5 protein-coding genes are annotated in these 17,739 nt (G+C 75.8%); all 5 read right to left on the reverse strand.

Annotated features, from left to right (window positions below; all coding sequences use genetic code 11):
• Positions 1-10: 10 nt before the first annotated feature.
• The 5 genes from ACWD6N_RS20330 to ACWD6N_RS20350 are packed head-to-tail and all read right to left on the reverse strand — an operon-like array spanning position 11 to position 17,731.
• Positions 11-11,785: a non-ribosomal peptide synthetase/type I polyketide synthase gene (locus ACWD6N_RS20330; RefSeq protein ID WP_354966724.1), complete on the reverse strand. Its 11,775-nt coding sequence runs from the start codon at positions 11,783-11,785 to the stop codon at positions 11-13.
• Complete coding sequence (locus tag ACWD6N_RS20335) at positions 11,778-12,122, reverse strand: phosphopantetheine-binding protein (RefSeq protein WP_450005061.1); 345 nt, start codon at positions 12,120-12,122, stop codon at positions 11,778-11,780. Before ACWD6N_RS20335 ends, ACWD6N_RS20330 begins: the two co-directional genes overlap by 8 nt.
• Positions 12,119-12,943 carry an alpha/beta hydrolase family protein gene (locus ACWD6N_RS20340; RefSeq protein ID WP_354966726.1) on the reverse strand — a complete coding sequence of 275 codons (825 nt, stop codon included), beginning with the start codon at positions 12,941-12,943 and terminating at the stop codon, positions 12,119-12,121. Before ACWD6N_RS20340 ends, ACWD6N_RS20335 begins: the two co-directional genes overlap by 4 nt.
• Positions 12,879-15,986: an amino acid adenylation domain-containing protein gene (locus tag ACWD6N_RS20345; protein WP_354966727.1), complete on the reverse strand. Its 3,108-nt coding sequence runs from the start codon at positions 15,984-15,986 to the stop codon at positions 12,879-12,881. Before ACWD6N_RS20345 ends, ACWD6N_RS20340 begins: the two co-directional genes overlap by 65 nt.
• On the reverse strand, positions 15,983-17,731 hold the full coding sequence (locus tag ACWD6N_RS20350) for a non-ribosomal peptide synthetase (RefSeq protein ID WP_354966728.1): 1,749 nt from the start codon (positions 17,729-17,731) through the stop codon (positions 15,983-15,985). The genes ACWD6N_RS20345 and ACWD6N_RS20350 overlap by 4 nt, the downstream gene beginning before the upstream one ends.
• Positions 17,732-17,739 lie beyond the last annotated feature (8 nt).

A 17,739-nucleotide genomic window follows, 5' to 3' on the forward strand; every position in this document is an offset into this window, starting at 1 on the left:
GGCGGCGGGGTCAACGGCGCCCGGCCAGCTCGGCGAGCTGGCGGTCGGCCAGCTCCTGGATCCGGTCCTTGTCGCTGAGCACGACGGTGCCCGGGTCAGCGTCCGGCAGTTCGTCCTCCAGGCGCCGGATCGGCCGGTACGCCCACCCGACCACGGCCAGCGCGAGCGTGCACAGGCCGGCCGCCACGGCGGTCAGGGCGATGCCCCGACCCGGCCCGTGGCCGATCAGGACACCCAGCACCTGACCGGTGACGCCGTCGGCGGACGCCAGCGGGGTGAACACCCGCTCGGCCAGCGGGGCGGCGCAGAGGAACCCGGCGGGCACCATCAGCCAGGAGAGCATCAGCGTGGTGGCCAGGACCCGGCCCTGCAACTCCAGCCCCACCTTGGCCTGGACGATCGCCAACCAGTGGCTGTTGACCAGCGCCGAGGTCAACCCCAGACCGAACAGGCCGAGCGCCGGGAAGATCGGTTCCGGCCGCAGGCCGACGGTGACCATGGCGACCGCGAGCAGCAGCACGCTGGACAGGATGCCGGTCATCCGCCGGGTCGTGCCGCCCCAGACGCCCATCGCGATGCTGCCGAGCAGCAGCCCGGCGCCGCCGGAGGCGAGCACCACGCCGAGCATCGAAGGGTCCCCGAAGGACAGGGTGAGCGGGGTTGCCAGCACCTCGACCATGGCGAAGAAGAAGTTGAGCGCGGCGGTGAGCATGATCATCGCGAGCAGCCCGTGCCGGCGGGCGATGAACCGCCAGCCGCCCAGCACCTCCTGGCCGAACGACTCCTCGCGCCGCTTGAACAGCCGGTCGGGGAAGCGCACGGCCAGGTTGATGCCGACCGCCACGGCGAAGGTGGCCAGGTCGAGCAGGACGATGCCGCGCAGCCCGATCGCGACCACCAGCGCACCACCGGCGAGCGGGGCGACCACCGTGCTGGTCGCCGCGCCCAGCGAGATGATGCCGTTGGCCCGGCCGTAGTAGCGCTTGGGCACCAACTGCGTCACGGCGGCCAGGTACGCGGGTTGTTGGAACGCGGTGGCGATCGCGCTGACGGTGAGCGCGGCGAACACGTGCCAGAGCTGCGCCCGGCCGAACCAGAGCAGCACCGCCAGGGTGACCGTGCCGCAGGCCGCGAACGTGTCCGCGGCGATCATGATGAGCCGGCGGTTCCACCGGTCGGCCACCGCGCCGGCGATCGGGGACAGCACCACGGCGGGCAGCAGGGCCAGCACCGACGCCACCGCGAACCAGGAGATGGAGCCGGTGCGCTGGTAGACCCAGAGCGCCAGCGCGAAACCGGTCAGCCCGGTGCCGATCAGCGACACGAGCTGCCCGAACGCGACGGCGAAGAACACCCCGAGCCCGGCGTCGGCCCGGCCGGCGAGCCGGGCGCCCGGCTCGGGAACACCCGCCGACACACGCTCGGTCGGCTCAGCGGGCTCGGTCGGCTCAGCGGGCTCGGCCAGGATGATGTCGGCGAGTTCGGGCGCCTGGTGTTTCTGGAAGTAGTGGCCGGCGCCCTCGATCGTGCGCAGGGACACCGTGTCGGCGAAGTAGGTCCACTCCAGATAGCGTTCCTCGTACAGCTCGGTGGCCCGGTCCTTCGTGCCGATCACACAGACCAGCGGCGTGGCGAGCCGGCTTTCCGGCCCGGTGGCGTACGCGCCGGTGTAGTACTCCTCCCCCATCCGGCTGTCGGTCAGGAAGACCGTCATCAGGAAGTCCTTCTCCCGCTCGTCGAGCACGTCGGTGAAGAACCCCATGGCGCGCAGGAAGTCCAGCGCGTGCCGCTTCGAGGTCCACCGCTCGAGCGGGAAGATCCGCCGGAACCAACCGGCGAGCCGGCCCGGCAGTCGGGGTGCCGGGAAGTGCCCGCCGATCACCACCCGACGCAGGTCGACGCCGGCCAGTTCCAGCCGTCGGCCCAACTCCACGGCCGTGGCGCCACCCATGCAGTGCCCGTAGATGATCACCGGCCCGCTGACGCCCGCGGTCACCTCCGCCACACACGCGTCGACCAGCTCGTCCATCTCCAGCCCCGGCTCGTCCGGCCGGTTCAGGTCGTGCCCCGGTCGTTGCAGCGCGAGCAGGGCCACCTGGTCCGGCATGGCCGAGGCCAGCGGTTGGAAGATGACCGCGCCGGCGCCGGCGAACGGTACGCAGAGCACGGTCACCGCCGGCGCGGCGTTCCGCGACGGGGTCAGCTCGTGCCACAGCCGCGCCGGCGCGCCGGCGTCCGCGTCGAGGTGCGCGGTGAGTCCCCGGATGGTGGGGTGGCGGAACAGGTCCAGCACGCTGATCGGCGGCTCGCTGCCGGCCAGCGCCCGGATCGCGGTGAACGAGTCCCCACCCAGGTCGAAGAAGTCGTCGTCGATGCCCACCCGGTCGTAGCCGAGCACCAGCGCCCAGCGTTCGGCGAGCGCCGCCTGCACCGGCGTGGCCGGCGCGGCCAGCTCGACTCCGGTACGAGCGCCGCCGCGCTCCGGCGCCGGCAGCGCGGCCCGGTCGAGCTTGCCGTTCGCGGTCAGCGGCAGCGCGTCGAGGCGCACGAACACCGCCGGCACCATGTGGTCGGGCAGCCAGTCGCGCAGGAACGCCCGCCAGCCGCCGGCACCCGGGTCGTCCGCGCCGGCGTTCAACGCCAGGTAGCCGACCAGGGCCGGCTCGGAGTCCAGGTCGCGGACCACGACGGCGCTCTCCCGCACGGCGGAGTGCCGATGCAGGGCCGCCTCGATCTCACCCAGCTCGATCCGGAAGCCGCGCACCTTGACCTGCGAGTCGTTGCGGCCCAGACACTCCAGCCGGCCGTCCGGGCGGTACCGGGCCAGGTCGCCGGTGCGGTAGAGCCGGGCGCCGGGCCGGGCGTCGAACGGGTCGGGCAGGAACCGGTCCGCGGTCAGCGCCGGCTGGTCGAGGTAGTCCCGCGCCACCCCGGCGCCGCCGAGGTACAGCTCGCCGACCACCCCCACCGGCACCGGCCGAAGGGCCCCGTCGAGGACGTACGCCCGGGTGTTGGCGATGGGACGGCCGATGGTGACGTCGGCGTCGGCGTCGATCCGGGCCACGGTGGACCAGATGGTCGCCTCGGTCGGGCCGTACATGTTCCACAGCTCGGCGACCCGGGGGGCCAGGTCGCGGGCCAGTGGGGCGGGCAGCGCCTCCCCGCCGCAGAGCGCCCGCAGGCCCGGCTGCCCGGTCCAGCCGGCGGCCAGCAGCAGCCGCCACGTCGCCGGGGTGGCCTGGAGCACGGTGGCCTCCTCGGCGCGCAGCAGCTCGGCCAGCGCCCCCGCGTCGTAGCCGACGTCCCGACCGGCGACGACCACCCGGGCACCCACCACGAGCGGCAGGAACAGCTCCAGCACCGAGATGTCGAAGGCGAACGTGGTCAGCGCGACCAGGGTGTCGTCGGCGTTCAGCCCGGGGGCGTCCGCCATCGCGGTCAGCAGGTTCACCACCGAGGCGTGACTGACCCGCACTCCCTTCGGCCGCCCGGTCGACCCCGAGGTGTAGAGCACGTACGCCAGGTCGTCCGGTGTGGTCACCGGCTCCAGGTCATGGCAGGACTCGACGGCGTCGCCGGGGGCGTCGACCCGCAGCACCGGGCCGGGGAAGTCGGCGAAGGACTCCGCCGGCCCGGCCTCGGTGACCAGCGCGACGGCCTGGCTGTGGGTGAGCACCCAGCGCTGCCGGTCCAGCGGGTACGACGGGTCCAGCGGCACGTACGCGCCGCCGGCCTTGAGCACGGCGAGCAGCGCGACCAGCAGGTCGGCGGAGCGTTCCAGCGACACCGCCACGGTGGTGTCCCGCCCCACCCCGACGCGGCGCAGCCGCCGGGCGAGCCGGTTGGCGCGCACGTTGAGCTGGGCGTACGTCAGGGTCGTCGACCCGAAGGTGACCGCCGGCCGCTCCGGGGTGCGGGCCACCTGCTCCTGCACCAGCGCGGTCAGCGTCACCGGTGGCACCGGCCGGTCGGTGTCGTTCCAGGCGACGAGCTGTCGCTCCCGCTCGGCCGGGGTGAGGATCTCCACCTCGGTCAGGGGCCGTTCCGGCTCGGCGACCACCCCGCGCAGCAGCTGCTCCAGGTGTGCCAGCATCCGCTGGGCGGTGGCCTCGTCGTAGAGCGCGGTCGTGTACTCCAGGCAGCAGAGCAGCCCCTCCGGCCGGTCGTACGCATAGAGGGTGAGGTCGACCTGGGCGGTGCCGTTCTCCACGCTGAGCGGCTCGGCGCGCAGCCCGCCCATCGTCAACGGCTCGTCCGGCAGGTTGAGCAGGTTCACCATCACCTGGAACAGCGCGTTGCGGCTCAGGCCGCGAGGCACGTCGAGGGCGTCCACCACCCGCTCGAAGGGCACCTCCTGATGGTCGTACGCGGCCAGCGCGGTGCGGCGGACGTCCTCGAGCAGCCGTCCGAAGCCCCACCCGTCCTCGAGCGTGGTCCGCAGCACGAGGCTGTTGAGGAAGAAGCCGACCAGCGGCTCCAGCTCGGCGCGGACCCGGCCGGCCACCGGCGAACCGACGCAGACGTCGCGTTGGCCGGTGTAGCGGTACAGCAGCGTCTGCACGGCGGCGAGCACCGTCATGTAGAGCGTGGCCCCGTGCCGCCGCCCCAGCTCCCGGACCTGCTCGATCAGCTCCGCCGGGAGGGTACGTCGGGCCACCGCCCCGTCGAAGGACTGCACCGGCGGTCGGGGCCGGTCGGTGGGCAGCTCCACGGCGGTGGGCGCGCCGGCGAGCTGCCGCGTCCAGTAGGCGAGGCCGTCATCGGCGTCGGCGCGGGTCCGCTGCCAGCGGGCGTAGTCGGCGTAGCGCACCGGCAGCTCGGGCAGCGGCGATGGCGCGCCGGCCAGGTACGCGTCGTAGAGGGCGCCGAGTTCGGCCCGGATCACCCCGAGCGACCAGCCGTCGGAGACGATGTGGTGCATGCCGAGCGCCAGCACGTGCCGGTCGGGGGCGCTGCGGAACAGCACCGGGCGGAACAGCGGGCCGGTGGCCAGGTCGTACGGCTCGCGGGCCACCGCGACGAGCGCGACGCGTTCCCGCTCGGCGAGGTCGCCGTCCGCCTCGGGCGGGCCGGCGGGCAGCTCCCGCACGGCCAGCGGCACCGGTTCGGCGGGGCGGACCACCTGCACCGGGTCGCCGCCGTCCGGCCCCGGCTCGAACACCGTCCGCAGCACGTCGTGACGGCGGACCAGTTCGGTGAGCGCGGCGCCCAGCACGTCCACGCGCAGGTCGCCGTGCAGGCGCAGGGCACTGAACGCCACGTACGCCACCTGGTCGTGGACCTGTTCGAGGAACCAGAGCCGGCGCTGGCCGGAGGAGACCGGCGCGGGGCCGGCCGGGCCACGCGGGATGCGCTCGGACGGCTGGGGCGGGGGCTCGACGCCCACGGCAGGGGCTGGCGGGGCCTCGGCGTCGCCCGCCGCCGGCTCGACGGTGGTGGGCAACGCGGCGGCGATGCCGGCGACGGTCGGCGTCGCGAAGACCGTCTCGATCGGCAGCGCCACCCCGAGCCGGGCGTGCACCCGTACGACGAGCTGAGTGGCGAGCAACGAGTGCCCGCCCAGCGCGAAGAAGTCGTCGTGCGCACCGACCGGTGCGATGCCCAGCAGCTCCGTCCAGATCGCCGCCACGGCCCGCTCGGCCGGGCCGCGGGGTGCCACGAAGGCGTTCGGCAGCGCCGGCCGGTTGCCGGTCGCCAGGTCCGTCGGCTCCGGCTCGGCCGTGGCGGCGACGCCGCTGGCCAGCTGCGTCCGTGCGCCGCGCTCGATCCAGTGCCGTTGCCGCTCGAACGGGTAGGTCGGCAGCTCCACCCGGCGCCGCGGTCCGCCGTGGAAGGCGGACCAGTCGACTGGCACCCCGGCCAGCCACAGCCGACCCACCGCCGTCAGCGCGATCCGTTGGTCGTCGCCGTCGCCGCGGGGGTGGCGCATCACCGGCACCACCCGGTGTGGTGCGACGCCGGCCTGGCCGACCAGCCCGCCGAGGGTGTGCCCCGGGCCGACCTCGGCGACCATCAGTTCGGTTCGGGCCAGCAGCGCGGCGCAGTCGGCGAAGCGAACCGTGCCGCGCAGGTGCCGCACCCAGTACTCCGGGTCGGTGACCTGCTCGGCGGTGGCCTCTGCTCCGGTCACATTGGACAGGAACGGCAGCCGGGGCGCCCGGTAGGTGACCTGGCGGGCCTCGGCCCGGAACTCGTCGAGCACCGGGTCGAGCAGCGCGGAGTGGAAGCCCCGGTCGGCCGGCAGCGGCTGGTACTCGACCTTCTCGGCGCGCAGTCGAGCGGCCAACGCGTCCAGTGCCGCCGGGCGGCCGGACAACACACACAACTCGGGCGCGTTGACCGCCGCGAGTGAGATTTCCGGGCCGAGCAGCGCGGCGATGCCCGCCTCGGGCAGGGCGACGGCCAGCATCGCCCCCGGCTCGGTGGACTGGGACAGTCGGCTGCGGGCGCAGATCAGCCGCAGCGCGTCGGCGAGGTCGAAGACCCCGGCGAGGCAGGCGGCCACGTACTCGCCGAGGCTGTGCCCGACCAGCAGCTCGGGCCGCAGCCCCCGGTCGAGGAGCAGCCGGGCGAGCGCGTACTCGGTGACGAAGAGCGCGGGTTGGATGATCCGGGGTTCGGCCAGCAGTCGCGACGCGACGTCGAGGTCGTCCGATTCCGGGACGAGCACCCGGCGCAGATCCAGCCCGAGCGGCCCGCGCAGCAGGTCCGCGCACTCGTCCACCACGGCCCGGTAGCCGGGCTCGGCCCGGTACAGCCCGGCCCCCATCCCGGGATGCTGCGTGCCGTGGCCCGGGAAGGCGAAGGCCAGCCCCGCGTCGGTCCGGTCCGACGCGGCGCTGAGCAGCCGCTCCGGCGTGGCCAGCGCGTCGACCGCGTCAGCGCGGTCGCCGCAGACCACGGCCCGCCGGTACGCCATCGACTGCCGCCGGCCCAACGCCGCCGCCACCTCCGGCAACCCCAGCCCGGGGTACGCGTCGAGATGTCCCCGCAGCGCGTCGGTGGCCCGCTCCAGCGCGGCGGACGTCCGCGCGGAGAGCACCAGCAGCTCCGGCCCGACCGGTGTCGGGGCGGGCGGGGTGGCCGGTTCGGGCGCCTCCTCCAGCACGAGGTGCGCGTTGGTGCCGCCCATTCCGAATGAGCTGACGGCTGCCCGGCGGGGCTGACCGTCGGCCCGCCAGGGCCGGGCCTGCGCCGGCAGATCGAAGGGGCTGTCCGCCAGGTTGATCGCCGGGTTGGGCCGCCGGACGTTCACCGCCGGCGGCAGCGTGCGGTGTCGCAACGCCAGCACGGCCTTGATCAGCCCGGCCACCCCGGCGGCGGCGTCGGTGTGCCCGATGCTGGCCTTGACCGAACCGAGCGCGCAGAACTGCCGGTCGGCGGTGCCGCGCCGGAACGCCTCGGTGAGCGCGTTGACCTCGATGGGGTCGCCGAACAGGGTGCCGGTGCCGTGCGCTTCCAGGTAGCCGATGTCGCGCGGGCTCACGCCGGCGGTGGCCAGCGCCCGGCTGACCACCTCGACCTGCCCGGCGACACCGGGGGCGGAGTAGCCGGCCCGCCGGGCGCCGTCGTTGTTCACCGCCGAGCCGCGGATGACGGCGTGGATCAGGTCGCCGTCGGCGATCGCGTCGGTGAGTCGGCGCAGGACGACCAGCCCGATGCCGCTGGCCGCGATGGCGCCCCGGGCATCGGCGTCGAACGGCCGGCAGTGCCCGTCCGGTGAGAACAGGCCGCCATCGTGGTGCAGGTAGCCCCGCCGCTGCGCCGGGACGACGCTCACACCGCCGGCGACCGCCAGGTCGGACTCGCCGGTGAGCAGGCTCTGACGGGCCAGGTGCACGGCGACCAGCGAACTGGAGCAGGCGGTGCTGACGCTGACGCTCGGCCCGGTGAGGTTCAGCTTGTACGACGCCCGGCTGGTCAGGAAGTCCTTGTCGTTGCTCAGCGCGAGCTGGTAGCCGCCCACCGCGTCCACGAGGTCCGGGTCGGTGAGCAGGTGTTCCAGCAGGTAGGTGCTACGCCCGGAGCCGGCGAACAGCCCCACCTGCCCCGGGTACGCCTCCGGGTCGTGCCCGGCGCGTTCCAACGCCTCCCAGGCGCACTCCAGCAGCAACCGGTGCTGCGGGTCGAGCAGTTGCGCCTCCCGGGGCGTGAAACCGAAGAAGGCCGCGTCGAAGCGGTCGATGTCGGCCAGCTCGCTGCCCCGGCGCACGTACGCCGGGTCGTCGACGAGTGCGGGGTCGGCTCCGTCGGCGAGCAGTTCCACGGTGCTGAACTCGCGGACCGTGTCGACGCCGTCGCGGATGATCCGCCAGAACTCCTCGGGCGTCCGGGCCCCGGGGAAGCGGCAGGCCATCCCGACCACGGCGATCGCGTCGGCCGGCGGCGCGGTCCGGGTGGGCGCCGGTACCGGCCGGGGCGCCACCCGGGCACGTTCCGCGGCGGGGTCAGCCAGGACGGTTGACGCGGCGTTGGCCAGCACGTCGGCCAGCGCCTCGACGGTGGTGTGCCGGAACAGGTCGGTGACCGTCACCACCGGCCCGAGCCGGTCGACCAGCAGCCGGTGGACGGCCAGCAGCCGCAGCGAGTGTCCACCGAGGTCGAAGAAGTTGTCCCGCTCGCCGACCCGGGGCACGCCGAGCACCTCGCGCCACACCTCGGCCACCAACCTCCGGGCCTCCGCCCGGTCGCCGGCCGACGCCCCCGCGCCCACCGCCGGCCGACGCCGCTCGTCGTCGGGAGCACCCACGGTCCCGCTGGCATCGGTCGGGGCACTGGTCGGCGGGCGCCCGCTGTCGGTGCCGTCCGCCGCCGGTGCGGGGAGGGCGGACGCGTCGAGCTTGCCGTTGCCGGTCAGCGGCAGGGCGGGTACGCCCACGAAGGCGGCCGGCACCAGGTGCTCCGGCAGCTCCGCGCGCAGACCGGCGCGCAGCGCGGCCCGATCCGGGTCGCCGGTGAGGTAGGCGACCAGCCGAGGGTCGTCCGGGTCGTCGTGCCGCAGCACGACAGCGACGTCAGCAGCGGGGTGCAGCCGGCGCAGCGCCGCCTCCACCTCGCCGGGCTCGATGCGGTGGCCGCGCAGCTTGATCTGCCGGTCGGCGCGGCCCAGGAACTCCAGCGTGCCGTCCGGGCGGTACCGCGCCAGGTCACCGGTGCGGTAGAGCCGCCGTCCGCCGCCCCCGAACGGGTCTGGCACGAACCGGTCGGCGGTCAGGCCGGGCCGGTTGAGGTAGCCGCGGGCCACGCCGGCCCCGCCGACGTACAACTCGCCGGGCAGGCCGGCCGGGACCGGGTCGAGTCGGTCGTCCAGCACGTACAGCTGGGTGTTCGCGATCGGCCGGCCGATCGGCACCGAGCCGTGCTGCGGGGTGTCCGGGCCGACCTCGTACACGGCGCAGCCGACCACCGTCTCGGTCGGGCCGTACTCGTTGATCAGCCGGGTGCCCGGGGCGTGCGCCCGCCAGAGCGCGACCTGGTCGGCGCGCAGGTTCTCCCCGCCGATCACGAACAGCCGGGTCCGGCCGGGCGCCCCGGCCTCCGTGACCTGCCGGTTGACGATCTCCAACTGGGCCGGGGTGAGCTTGACCAGGCCGTACGGGCTGGTCCGGTCGAGCAGCGCCGCGCCGAGGCCGGCCCGGCCCGCGTCGTCGTCGAGCAGGTGCACGGTGCCGCCGGCGGCCAGCGGCACCAGCAGGCTGGTCACCGTGAGGTCGAAGCCGACCGAGGAGTGCACCGGCACCTCGTCGCCCGGCCCGATCCGGTACGCCGCGGCGGCCCAGCGCAGGTAGTTGACCACGCCTTCGTGGGTGACCAGCACGCCCTTGGGGCGCCCGGTGGACCCGGAGGTGTGGATGACGTACGCCAGGTCGTCGGGGCCGACCGGCACCGGGGGCACGCTGTCGGGTGGCGTGACCGGCGCGCTCAGGTCCACCTCGACCGGCTCGGCCGGGCCGGCCGGCAGCCGGGAGCGCAGCGCGGCCGAGGTGAGCACCACCCGCGCGGCGGTGTCGTCGAGCACCCAGCGCAGCCGGGCGGGCGGGTGCGCCGGATCCAGCGGCACGTACCCGGCGCCGGCCTTGAGCGCCGCGAGGATCGCCACCGGCAGCGCGCCGGTGCGGTCGAGCAGGATGCCCACCAGGTCGCCGACGCCGACGCCGCGCTCGCGCAGGGTCGCGGCGAGCGCGTCGGCCCGGACGTCCACCTCGCGGTAGGTCAACGTCCGCGCCCCGTCGGTGACCGCCACCGCGTCGGGGTGGCGGCGGGCCTGCCGCTCGATCAGGGCGTGCACCGAGCCGACCTCGGGTGCGTCGGTGGCGGTGTCGTTCCAGGTGTGCAGGATCAGCTCGCGGTCGGCGTCGGTGAGCAGCCGGGCGGCGCGCACCGGAGCGTCCGGGTCGGCGAGCAGGTCGGCGAGCAGGGTACGGAAGGCCGCGGCGAACCGGTCCATCGTGGCGGCGTCGAACACGTCGGTGCGGTACTCCAGCGCGGCCTCCAGCCCGCCGGGGCCGGGCCGTACCGCCACGGTCAGGTCGAACTTGGCGGTGGCCGTCGGGACCTCGATCGGGCTCACCTCGATGCCGGGCAGCGGCGGCGGCGCGGTGGCGTCCGCGTACAGGAACATCACCTGGAACAGCGGGTCGTGCCCGGCGCGGCGGGCCGGGCGGGCGACGGCGACCAGCTCCTCGAACGGCAGCTCCTGGCGCTCCTGCGCGGCGAGCACGGCGGCGCGGACCCGGGTGGTCAGCTCCGCGAAGCTGGGGTCGCCGGTCAGGTCGGCGCGGATCACCAGGGTGTTGACGAGCAGGCCGACCAGCGGCTCGGTGTCCGGGTCGCGGCGGTTGCCGACCGGGGTGCCGACCGGCACGTCGTCGCTGCCGGTCCAGCGGGCCAGCAGCACCTGGAACGCGGCGAACAGCAGCAGGTACGGGGTGACGGTGAGCCGGCGGCAGGCCGCCCGCAGCGTCTCCGTCGGTACGTCCAGCGGCACGACCAGGGTAGCGCCCGCGTTGATGGGCGCGGTCGACCGGGCGAGGCCGCCGGGCAGCTCGGGCACCGGGGGCGCGCCGGCCAGTCGCTCCCGCCACCAGTCCCGCTGCGCGGCGGCCTGCGGGCCGGCCAACCAGCGCCGCTGACGCCCGGCCCAGTCCTGGTAGGACATCGGCAGGTCGGGCACCTCGGGTGGCCGTCCGGCCTGGTGTGCGGCGTACCCCTCGGCGAGCTCGGCTGCCGCGATCCGCAGCGACCACTCGTCGACCGCGACGTGGTGGACGGTCAGCGCCAGCACGTGCTCGGTGTCGGTGAGCCGGAACAGGGTGGCCCGCAGCACCGGGCCGTCGGTCAGGTCGAGCGGGGTGGCGGCCTCGGCGGCCAGCCGGGCGTTCAGCTCGGCCTCCCGGGCCGCCCCGGGCAGGCCGGTCAGGTCGGCGAGCCGCAGCAACCCGGTGCCGGGCGGCCGCAGCACCGGCACCAGGTCGCCGTCGTCGAGGCGCAGCGTGGTGCGCAACGGCTCGTGCCGGGCCACCAGGGCGTCCACGGCCACGGCGAGGGCCGGCACGTTCAGGGGCCCGCGCAGCCGGTACGCCACCGGCGCCAGGTACGCGGGGTCGCCCGGCGTCGCCTGGTCGAGATACCACATCTGCCGCTGACCGGCGGAGACCACCCGGGAACCCGCCGGCCCGTGCCCGGTGCCGTCCGGGGTGGCGGATGCCTCGGTGGTCTCGGCGGCCCGGCGGGCGCGCAGCGCCGCCAGCAGCGCGGCCTTGCGCGGCGAGAGCAGGTCAGTCATCGAGGCGTCCGATCAGCGCCTCGGCGTCCGCGTCCGAGCAGGCGAGCACGCTCAGGTACAGAGCGGCGGCCTCGTCCACCGCCGGTCCGTGCTCGGCGCGCAGCGCCGTGGTGAACCCACCCAGGCTGGGGTGCTCGAAGACCGCGTTGAGGGGCACCCGCACGTCCAGCGCGGTACGCAGCCGCGCGGCCATCCGGGCGGCGGCGAGCGAGTCGCCGCCGCGCTCGAAGAAGTGGTCCTGTCCGGTGAGCCCGTCCACGCCCAACGCCGCTCCCCAGGCGTCCGCGACGACCCGTCCGAGTGCGTCGGCCCGTACCGGTTGTCCGTTCGTCGTCATGCTGTTCCCCCGTCGTCCGCGCCGGCTCCCACGCCGGCGCCGCTGTGGTCTGGTGATGTCGTGTGGCCCGTCGCCGGGCGAGAGGCCGCGACGGCCGGCCGGTACGCCAGCCGGTCGAGAGCCTGCGCGTCGTCGGCCAGCACGGTGACCGGGCAGGGCACCCGTGCCTCGCCGGCCCGGGCGGCGTCCAGCAGGAACCACAGCCAGGCCAGGTAGCGGCCGGTGATCTCCTGCGCGGCGGTCTCCGCCTCGGCCGGCGGGAAGCCCTGCGCGGCGACGAACGCGCGGGCGTGCCCGCCCAGCTCGGCCCGCCAGCGCGCGACGACCACGTGCGGCTCGGCCGGGACGGGCGGCGGCGCGGCCTCGCCGGTCAGCTTGCGGTGCAGCGTGGCGTACTCCCGCCAGGCGGCCCGCTCGTCGGGCACGGTTGCCGCCACCAGGGCCAGCGCGTCCGGTGGCGACCCGGCCTCGACCAGGGCTCGGGTCAGGTGCCCGGCGAAGATCGCCGCGCTGCAGTAGCCGACCACGGTGAGCGGGCCCGAGCCGGTTGGCCGGCGGCGCAGGAACTCGGCCGAGGCGGCGTTGGCCAGGGTGGCGTGGTCGGGCAGCCCGCCGTCCAGCTCCACACTGGTCACCGGGTCCAGCCGCCACACCTGGTGCCGGTCGATACCGGCTGGCCGGTGGCCGCGCGAGGCGTCCGTCTCGGCCGTGGCGAGCGCCGCGGCCAGGCCGGCCCCGGTGGAGTCGCCGGGGAACTCAATCGTCAGCAGGCACCCGGCCCGTCCGTCGGCGACCTGCTGCAACGCGATCGTCCGTGCCATCAGGATCTCCTTGTGCGTACGCCTCGAGCTGATCGGTGACGGCGGTGGCGAGCGCTGTGACGGCGGGCCGGTCGAGCAGCCCGCCATCGGCCTCGACGAGGATCGACAGCGCGCCGGACGCCGCGTGGCGCAGGGTGAGGCAGAGTGGGAAGCGGTTCGCGGCGCGGTGCAGCTCCCGCCGCTGCCAGCGAACCGCGCCGGTGACCAGCTCCGGTTCCTCCACCGAGTCGAGGTAGCACGTCGGGTAGGTCCCCGGCGGCGCTCCGGTGCCGCGCCGTACCTCCCGCGCCACCCCGGCGAACGGGGCCTGCTCGGCCGCCACCCGCCGCAGGTGCCCGCCGACCCGGTCGACGAGGTCGGCCCAGTCACCGGCTCGCACGTCGTCGCAGCGCAGCAGGACGGTGTTCACCGCGTACCCGGCGACGTCGAACTCGTCGGCGGCCCGGCGGGTGTCGCTCGCGCAGCCGATCAGCACGGTGTCCCGGTCCAGCAGCCCGCCCAGGGCGCGGGCGTACGCGGCGGCGACCAGTTCGGTGGCGGTGCCGCCGCCGGGACGGGACAGCGCGGCGGCCGACGCCCGCACCGGCCGGGTCAGCACGGTCCGCCCGGCGTGGGCGGCGGGCGCCGGCTCCGGCACGTCGCGGACCCGGGCCACGGCCGCCGCGACGGCTGCCTGGCCCGCTTCGCCCGCCACCCACGCCGACCGGCGCAGCCCCAGGTCGCACACCGTGGTGGCGGACACCGGAGGCGACCAGGCCGGGTCGGCGTGGCAGCGGGTGACGTCGGCCAGGAGCAGCCGCAGCGACCAGGCGTCCACCACCAGGTGGTGCCAGACCAGCAGCACCTCGGTACGCCGCCCGGTGGTGAGCACCGCGCAGCGCAGCAGCGGTTCGGCGGTGGTGTCGAAGGGCCGTTCGGCGTGGGCCCGCACGGCGGCGTCGAGCTCGGCCGGGTCGGCGAACCGGCGCACCCGCACCTCCGGCCGGTGCCGGTCGAGCACCAGCTCGGGCAGCCCGTCGACGAGCCGCAGTCCGGCGCCGAACGCGGGATGCCCGGCCAGCGCCCGGCGCAACGCGTCGACCAACCGGGGCAGGTCCACCGGCGCGTCGGTGCCGAAGCGGACCGGCTCGCTGTAGAGGGTGCTGCCGGGGTGGAGCTCGTCGTGCAGCCAGACACCGAGCTGCTCGGGGGTCAGTGGCGCCTGCCGCGCCCCGACCGGGCCGCGTCCGCCAGCGGTGACCGGGCCCGCTCCGCCGACGGGGACCGGATCGGGTCCGGCCGGACCGGCGAGCCGTTGGGCGAGCGTGGCGGCGTCGTCGGCCCGCAGCACGTCGCCGGCGCTCACCGGGACACCGGTGCGCTCGCTGAGCCAGGCCGCCGCGCGGGCGGCGGCCAGCGAGGTGCCGCCCAGCGCGACGAAGCTGTCCCCGGCGCGGACGTCGCGCACCGGCAGCAACCGACGCCAGGTGGCCAGCACCAGCTCCAGCGACCCGGACCGCCGCCCGGTGTCGAGCGGGTCGTCCGACAGATTCGCGGGAGCGCCGGGGCCGGGCACCCCAGCGGGCAGTGGCTGGGCGGCGAGCTGGTCATGGTCGTACTTGCCGTGCGGGGTGAGCGGCAGCCGGGACAGCAGCAGCACCGCGGCCGGCACCGCGTACGCCGGCAGCCGCTCGGCCGCGTACCCGCGCGCGGCGCGCTCGGTGATCCCGCTGCCCGGCTCCACCGCCAGGTACGCCACCAGCACGTCACCGGCTCCGGAGAGCCGCCGGGCGGCGACCACCACGTCCCGCACCCCGGGCAGGCCGCGCAGCACCGCCTCCACCTCCGCCGGCTCGATCCGGAACCCACGGATCTTGACCTGCCGGTCGGCGCGGCCGAGGAAGAGCAGGTTGCCGTCGGGCAGCGTGCGTACCAGGTCGCCGGTGCGGTAGGCGCGACGGTCGAGCTGCGTCGGGTCCGCGATGAACGCGGGGGCTCCGGCCGGCGCACGCAGGTAGCCTCGGGCAACCGCCGCGCCCGCGACGACCAGCTCCCCGGTGCCGGTGCGGTGGTACGACCCGTCGGCGTGGCGCAGCAGCAGCGTGGTGCCCCGGACCGGGGTGCCGATCGGGGTGCGTTCGCCGGGCGTCGCGCCGTGGTGGGGCAGCACGTACAGGGTGCAGCAGACGGTGGTCTCGGCCGGCCCGTACCCGTTGACCACGGTGAGGTTGGGCCGGCTGCGGGCGATCGCCTCCAGTAGTGAGCGGGGAATGGGCTCCACCCCGACCAGCAGCCGGCGCAGGCCGGACAGCGCGCCCGACTCGGCGCGCAGCAGCGCGTGCAGCTCCGGCAGGAACGCCGGCGGCACGTAGGCGCTCTGCGCCCCGCACACGTCCAGGAACGCGGCGAGCGCGGCACCGTCGTGGCGGGCCGCGGCCGGGACCACCCGCACGGTCCCGCCGCGGCTCAGCGGCGCGAGGCACTCCCAGATCGCCACGTCGAACGAGGGCCGGGTCCACCAGGTGCCGGTGTGCCCGGCCGGCACCGGGGCCCGCTCGTCCAGGTCGACGAGCAGGTTGGTCAGGTTGGCGTGCTCGACCTGCACCGCCTTCGGGACGCCGGTCGAGCCGGACGTGTGCACGACGTACGCCACGTCGGACGGTGCCCCGATGTCCGCGAGCGGCAAGCCCGGTCGGCCGACGACGGCGGCCGGGCGGAGCACCGGCCGCCCCGGCACGGCGGACTCGGCCACCACCAGCAGGGGGTCGGCCACGTCGACCAGCGTGCCGATCCGGGCCGGCGGCTGGGCCGGGTCCAGCGGCACGTACGCCGCCCGCACCGCGAACGCGCCGACCGCGGCGGCCACCGCGTGGGGCCCCGGTTCGAGCAGTACTCCGACCCGGTGGCCCGGGCCGACGCCGTACGCCCGGTAGCTGGCGGCGTACCGACCGGCCAGGTCGAGCAGCCGTCCCCAGCTGACCCGGCCGTCGTCGGCGTGCACGGCGATCGCCTCGGGGCGCCGCCGGCCGGCGGTGAGCAGGCGGGTGAGCAGGGTGCCGGTCACCGCGTCGCACCGGCCTCGTCCGCGCCCAGTGCCCGTACCGCGGCGAGGTAGTCGGCGTAGCGGCGGTGCTGGTAGAGCAGCGCCGCCCGTACCTCGATCCGCAGCCCCTGCCGGAGCTGGGCGGTGAGCCGCACCGCGAGCAGCGAGTCCCCGCCGGACAGGAAGAAGTCGTCCTCCGGACGTGGGGGCGCGCCGAGGACGGCCCGCCACGCCTCGGCCACCGCGGCCCCGGCCGGATCGGTCACCGTCGTTTCGGCCGAGGGCGGTGTGGCGGCGTCCTCGGCCGACCAGCACCGCTCGGTGTCGGCACGCAACGCGGCCCGGTCCAGCTTGCCGTTCGGGGTCAGCGGCAGAGCGTCCCGGACGTCCACCGTGTGCGGCACCATCGCCGCGGGCAGCCGGTCGCGCAGCCCGGCGCGTACCGCCTCGGGTGTGACCGGACCGGTCACCCAGGCCACCAGCAGCGCCGCCCCGGCGCGGTGCACGGGCTCGGCGGCCGCCTGACCGACCCCGGGCAGCTCCAGCAGGGCGCTCTCCACCTCGCGCAGCTCGATGCGCTGACCACGGATCTTGACCTGGCCGTCGACGCGGCCGACGAAGTGCAGCTCACCGGCGGCGTCCCGGCGGCAGACGTCCCCGGTCCGGTAGTGCCGCGAGACGCCGTCGGGGCCGGTCCCGAACGCCGTGGCGGTTTCGGTGCCCGCCCGGTAACCCTGGGCCAGCACCGGCCCGCCGATCACCAGCTCCCCCTCGACCTCGCCGTCCAGGGTCAGCAGGGCGCCCGCGACCGCTCGGCCGATCGGCGGCGGCCCGCCCCGGTCGGCGTAGCGGCGCAGGTCATCGGTGGCGGTGACCAGGATGGTCGCCTCGGTGGGCCCGTAAAGGTTGTGCACCGCCGCGCCGAAGCCGGTGGGTGGCCAGAGCCGCAGCCGGTCGCCTCCGGTGGCCAGGGTGCGCAGCCGGCCGGTGTCCACGTCGGAGCGCAGCAGCTGCTCGGCCAGCGGGGTGCTGAGAAAGCAGTGCTCCACCCCGCGCAGGGCCTCGGCGATCCCCTCCGGGTCCCGCGCCACCTCCTCGTCGGCGAGCACCACCGTCGCGCCACGGATCAGCGGCGCCCAGATGTCCAGCAGGGCGGCGTCGAAGGCCAGGCCGGCGAAGGCCGCGGTGCGCACCCCCGGGCCGAGCCGGAAGAACCGCGCGTACCAGTCCAGCACGGTCCACAGGCTCCGGTGGGTGACCTCGACCTGCTTCGGACGGCCGGTCGACCCCGAGGTGGAGATCAGGTACGCCAGGTCGTCCGGTTCGGACAGCCGCAGGTGCTCCTCCTGACCGGCCCGGACGACGGTGACACCGGCGGGCAGTCGCTCGACGAGCTCCTCGGCGGCGACCGCGACCCGGCACCGCGCGTCGGCCAGGATCTGGGCGATCCGGGCCGGCGGCGACGACGGGTCCAGCGGCAGGAAGGCGGCGCCGCAGAACATGGCGGCGAGCGGGCCGACGACCGCGGCGGCGGTGCGTGGTTGCAGCACCGCCACGACCGGGTCCGGGTGTCCGGTCGCCGGCGGGGGCAGCTCGCGGGCGAGAGCCCCGGCCAGGACGGTCGCCTCGGTCACCAGATCGCGGTACCGCAGGGTGCCGTGCCGGTCGACGACCGCAGGTCGTTCGGGGTACGCGGCGGCCCGGCGCAGCACCTCGGCGGGAACACTGGTCGGACGGTCCGGGCCGGCGTTCGGAACGGCGGTCACAGTTGTCC

The organism is Micromonospora sp. NPDC005163, from assembly GCF_053599835.1.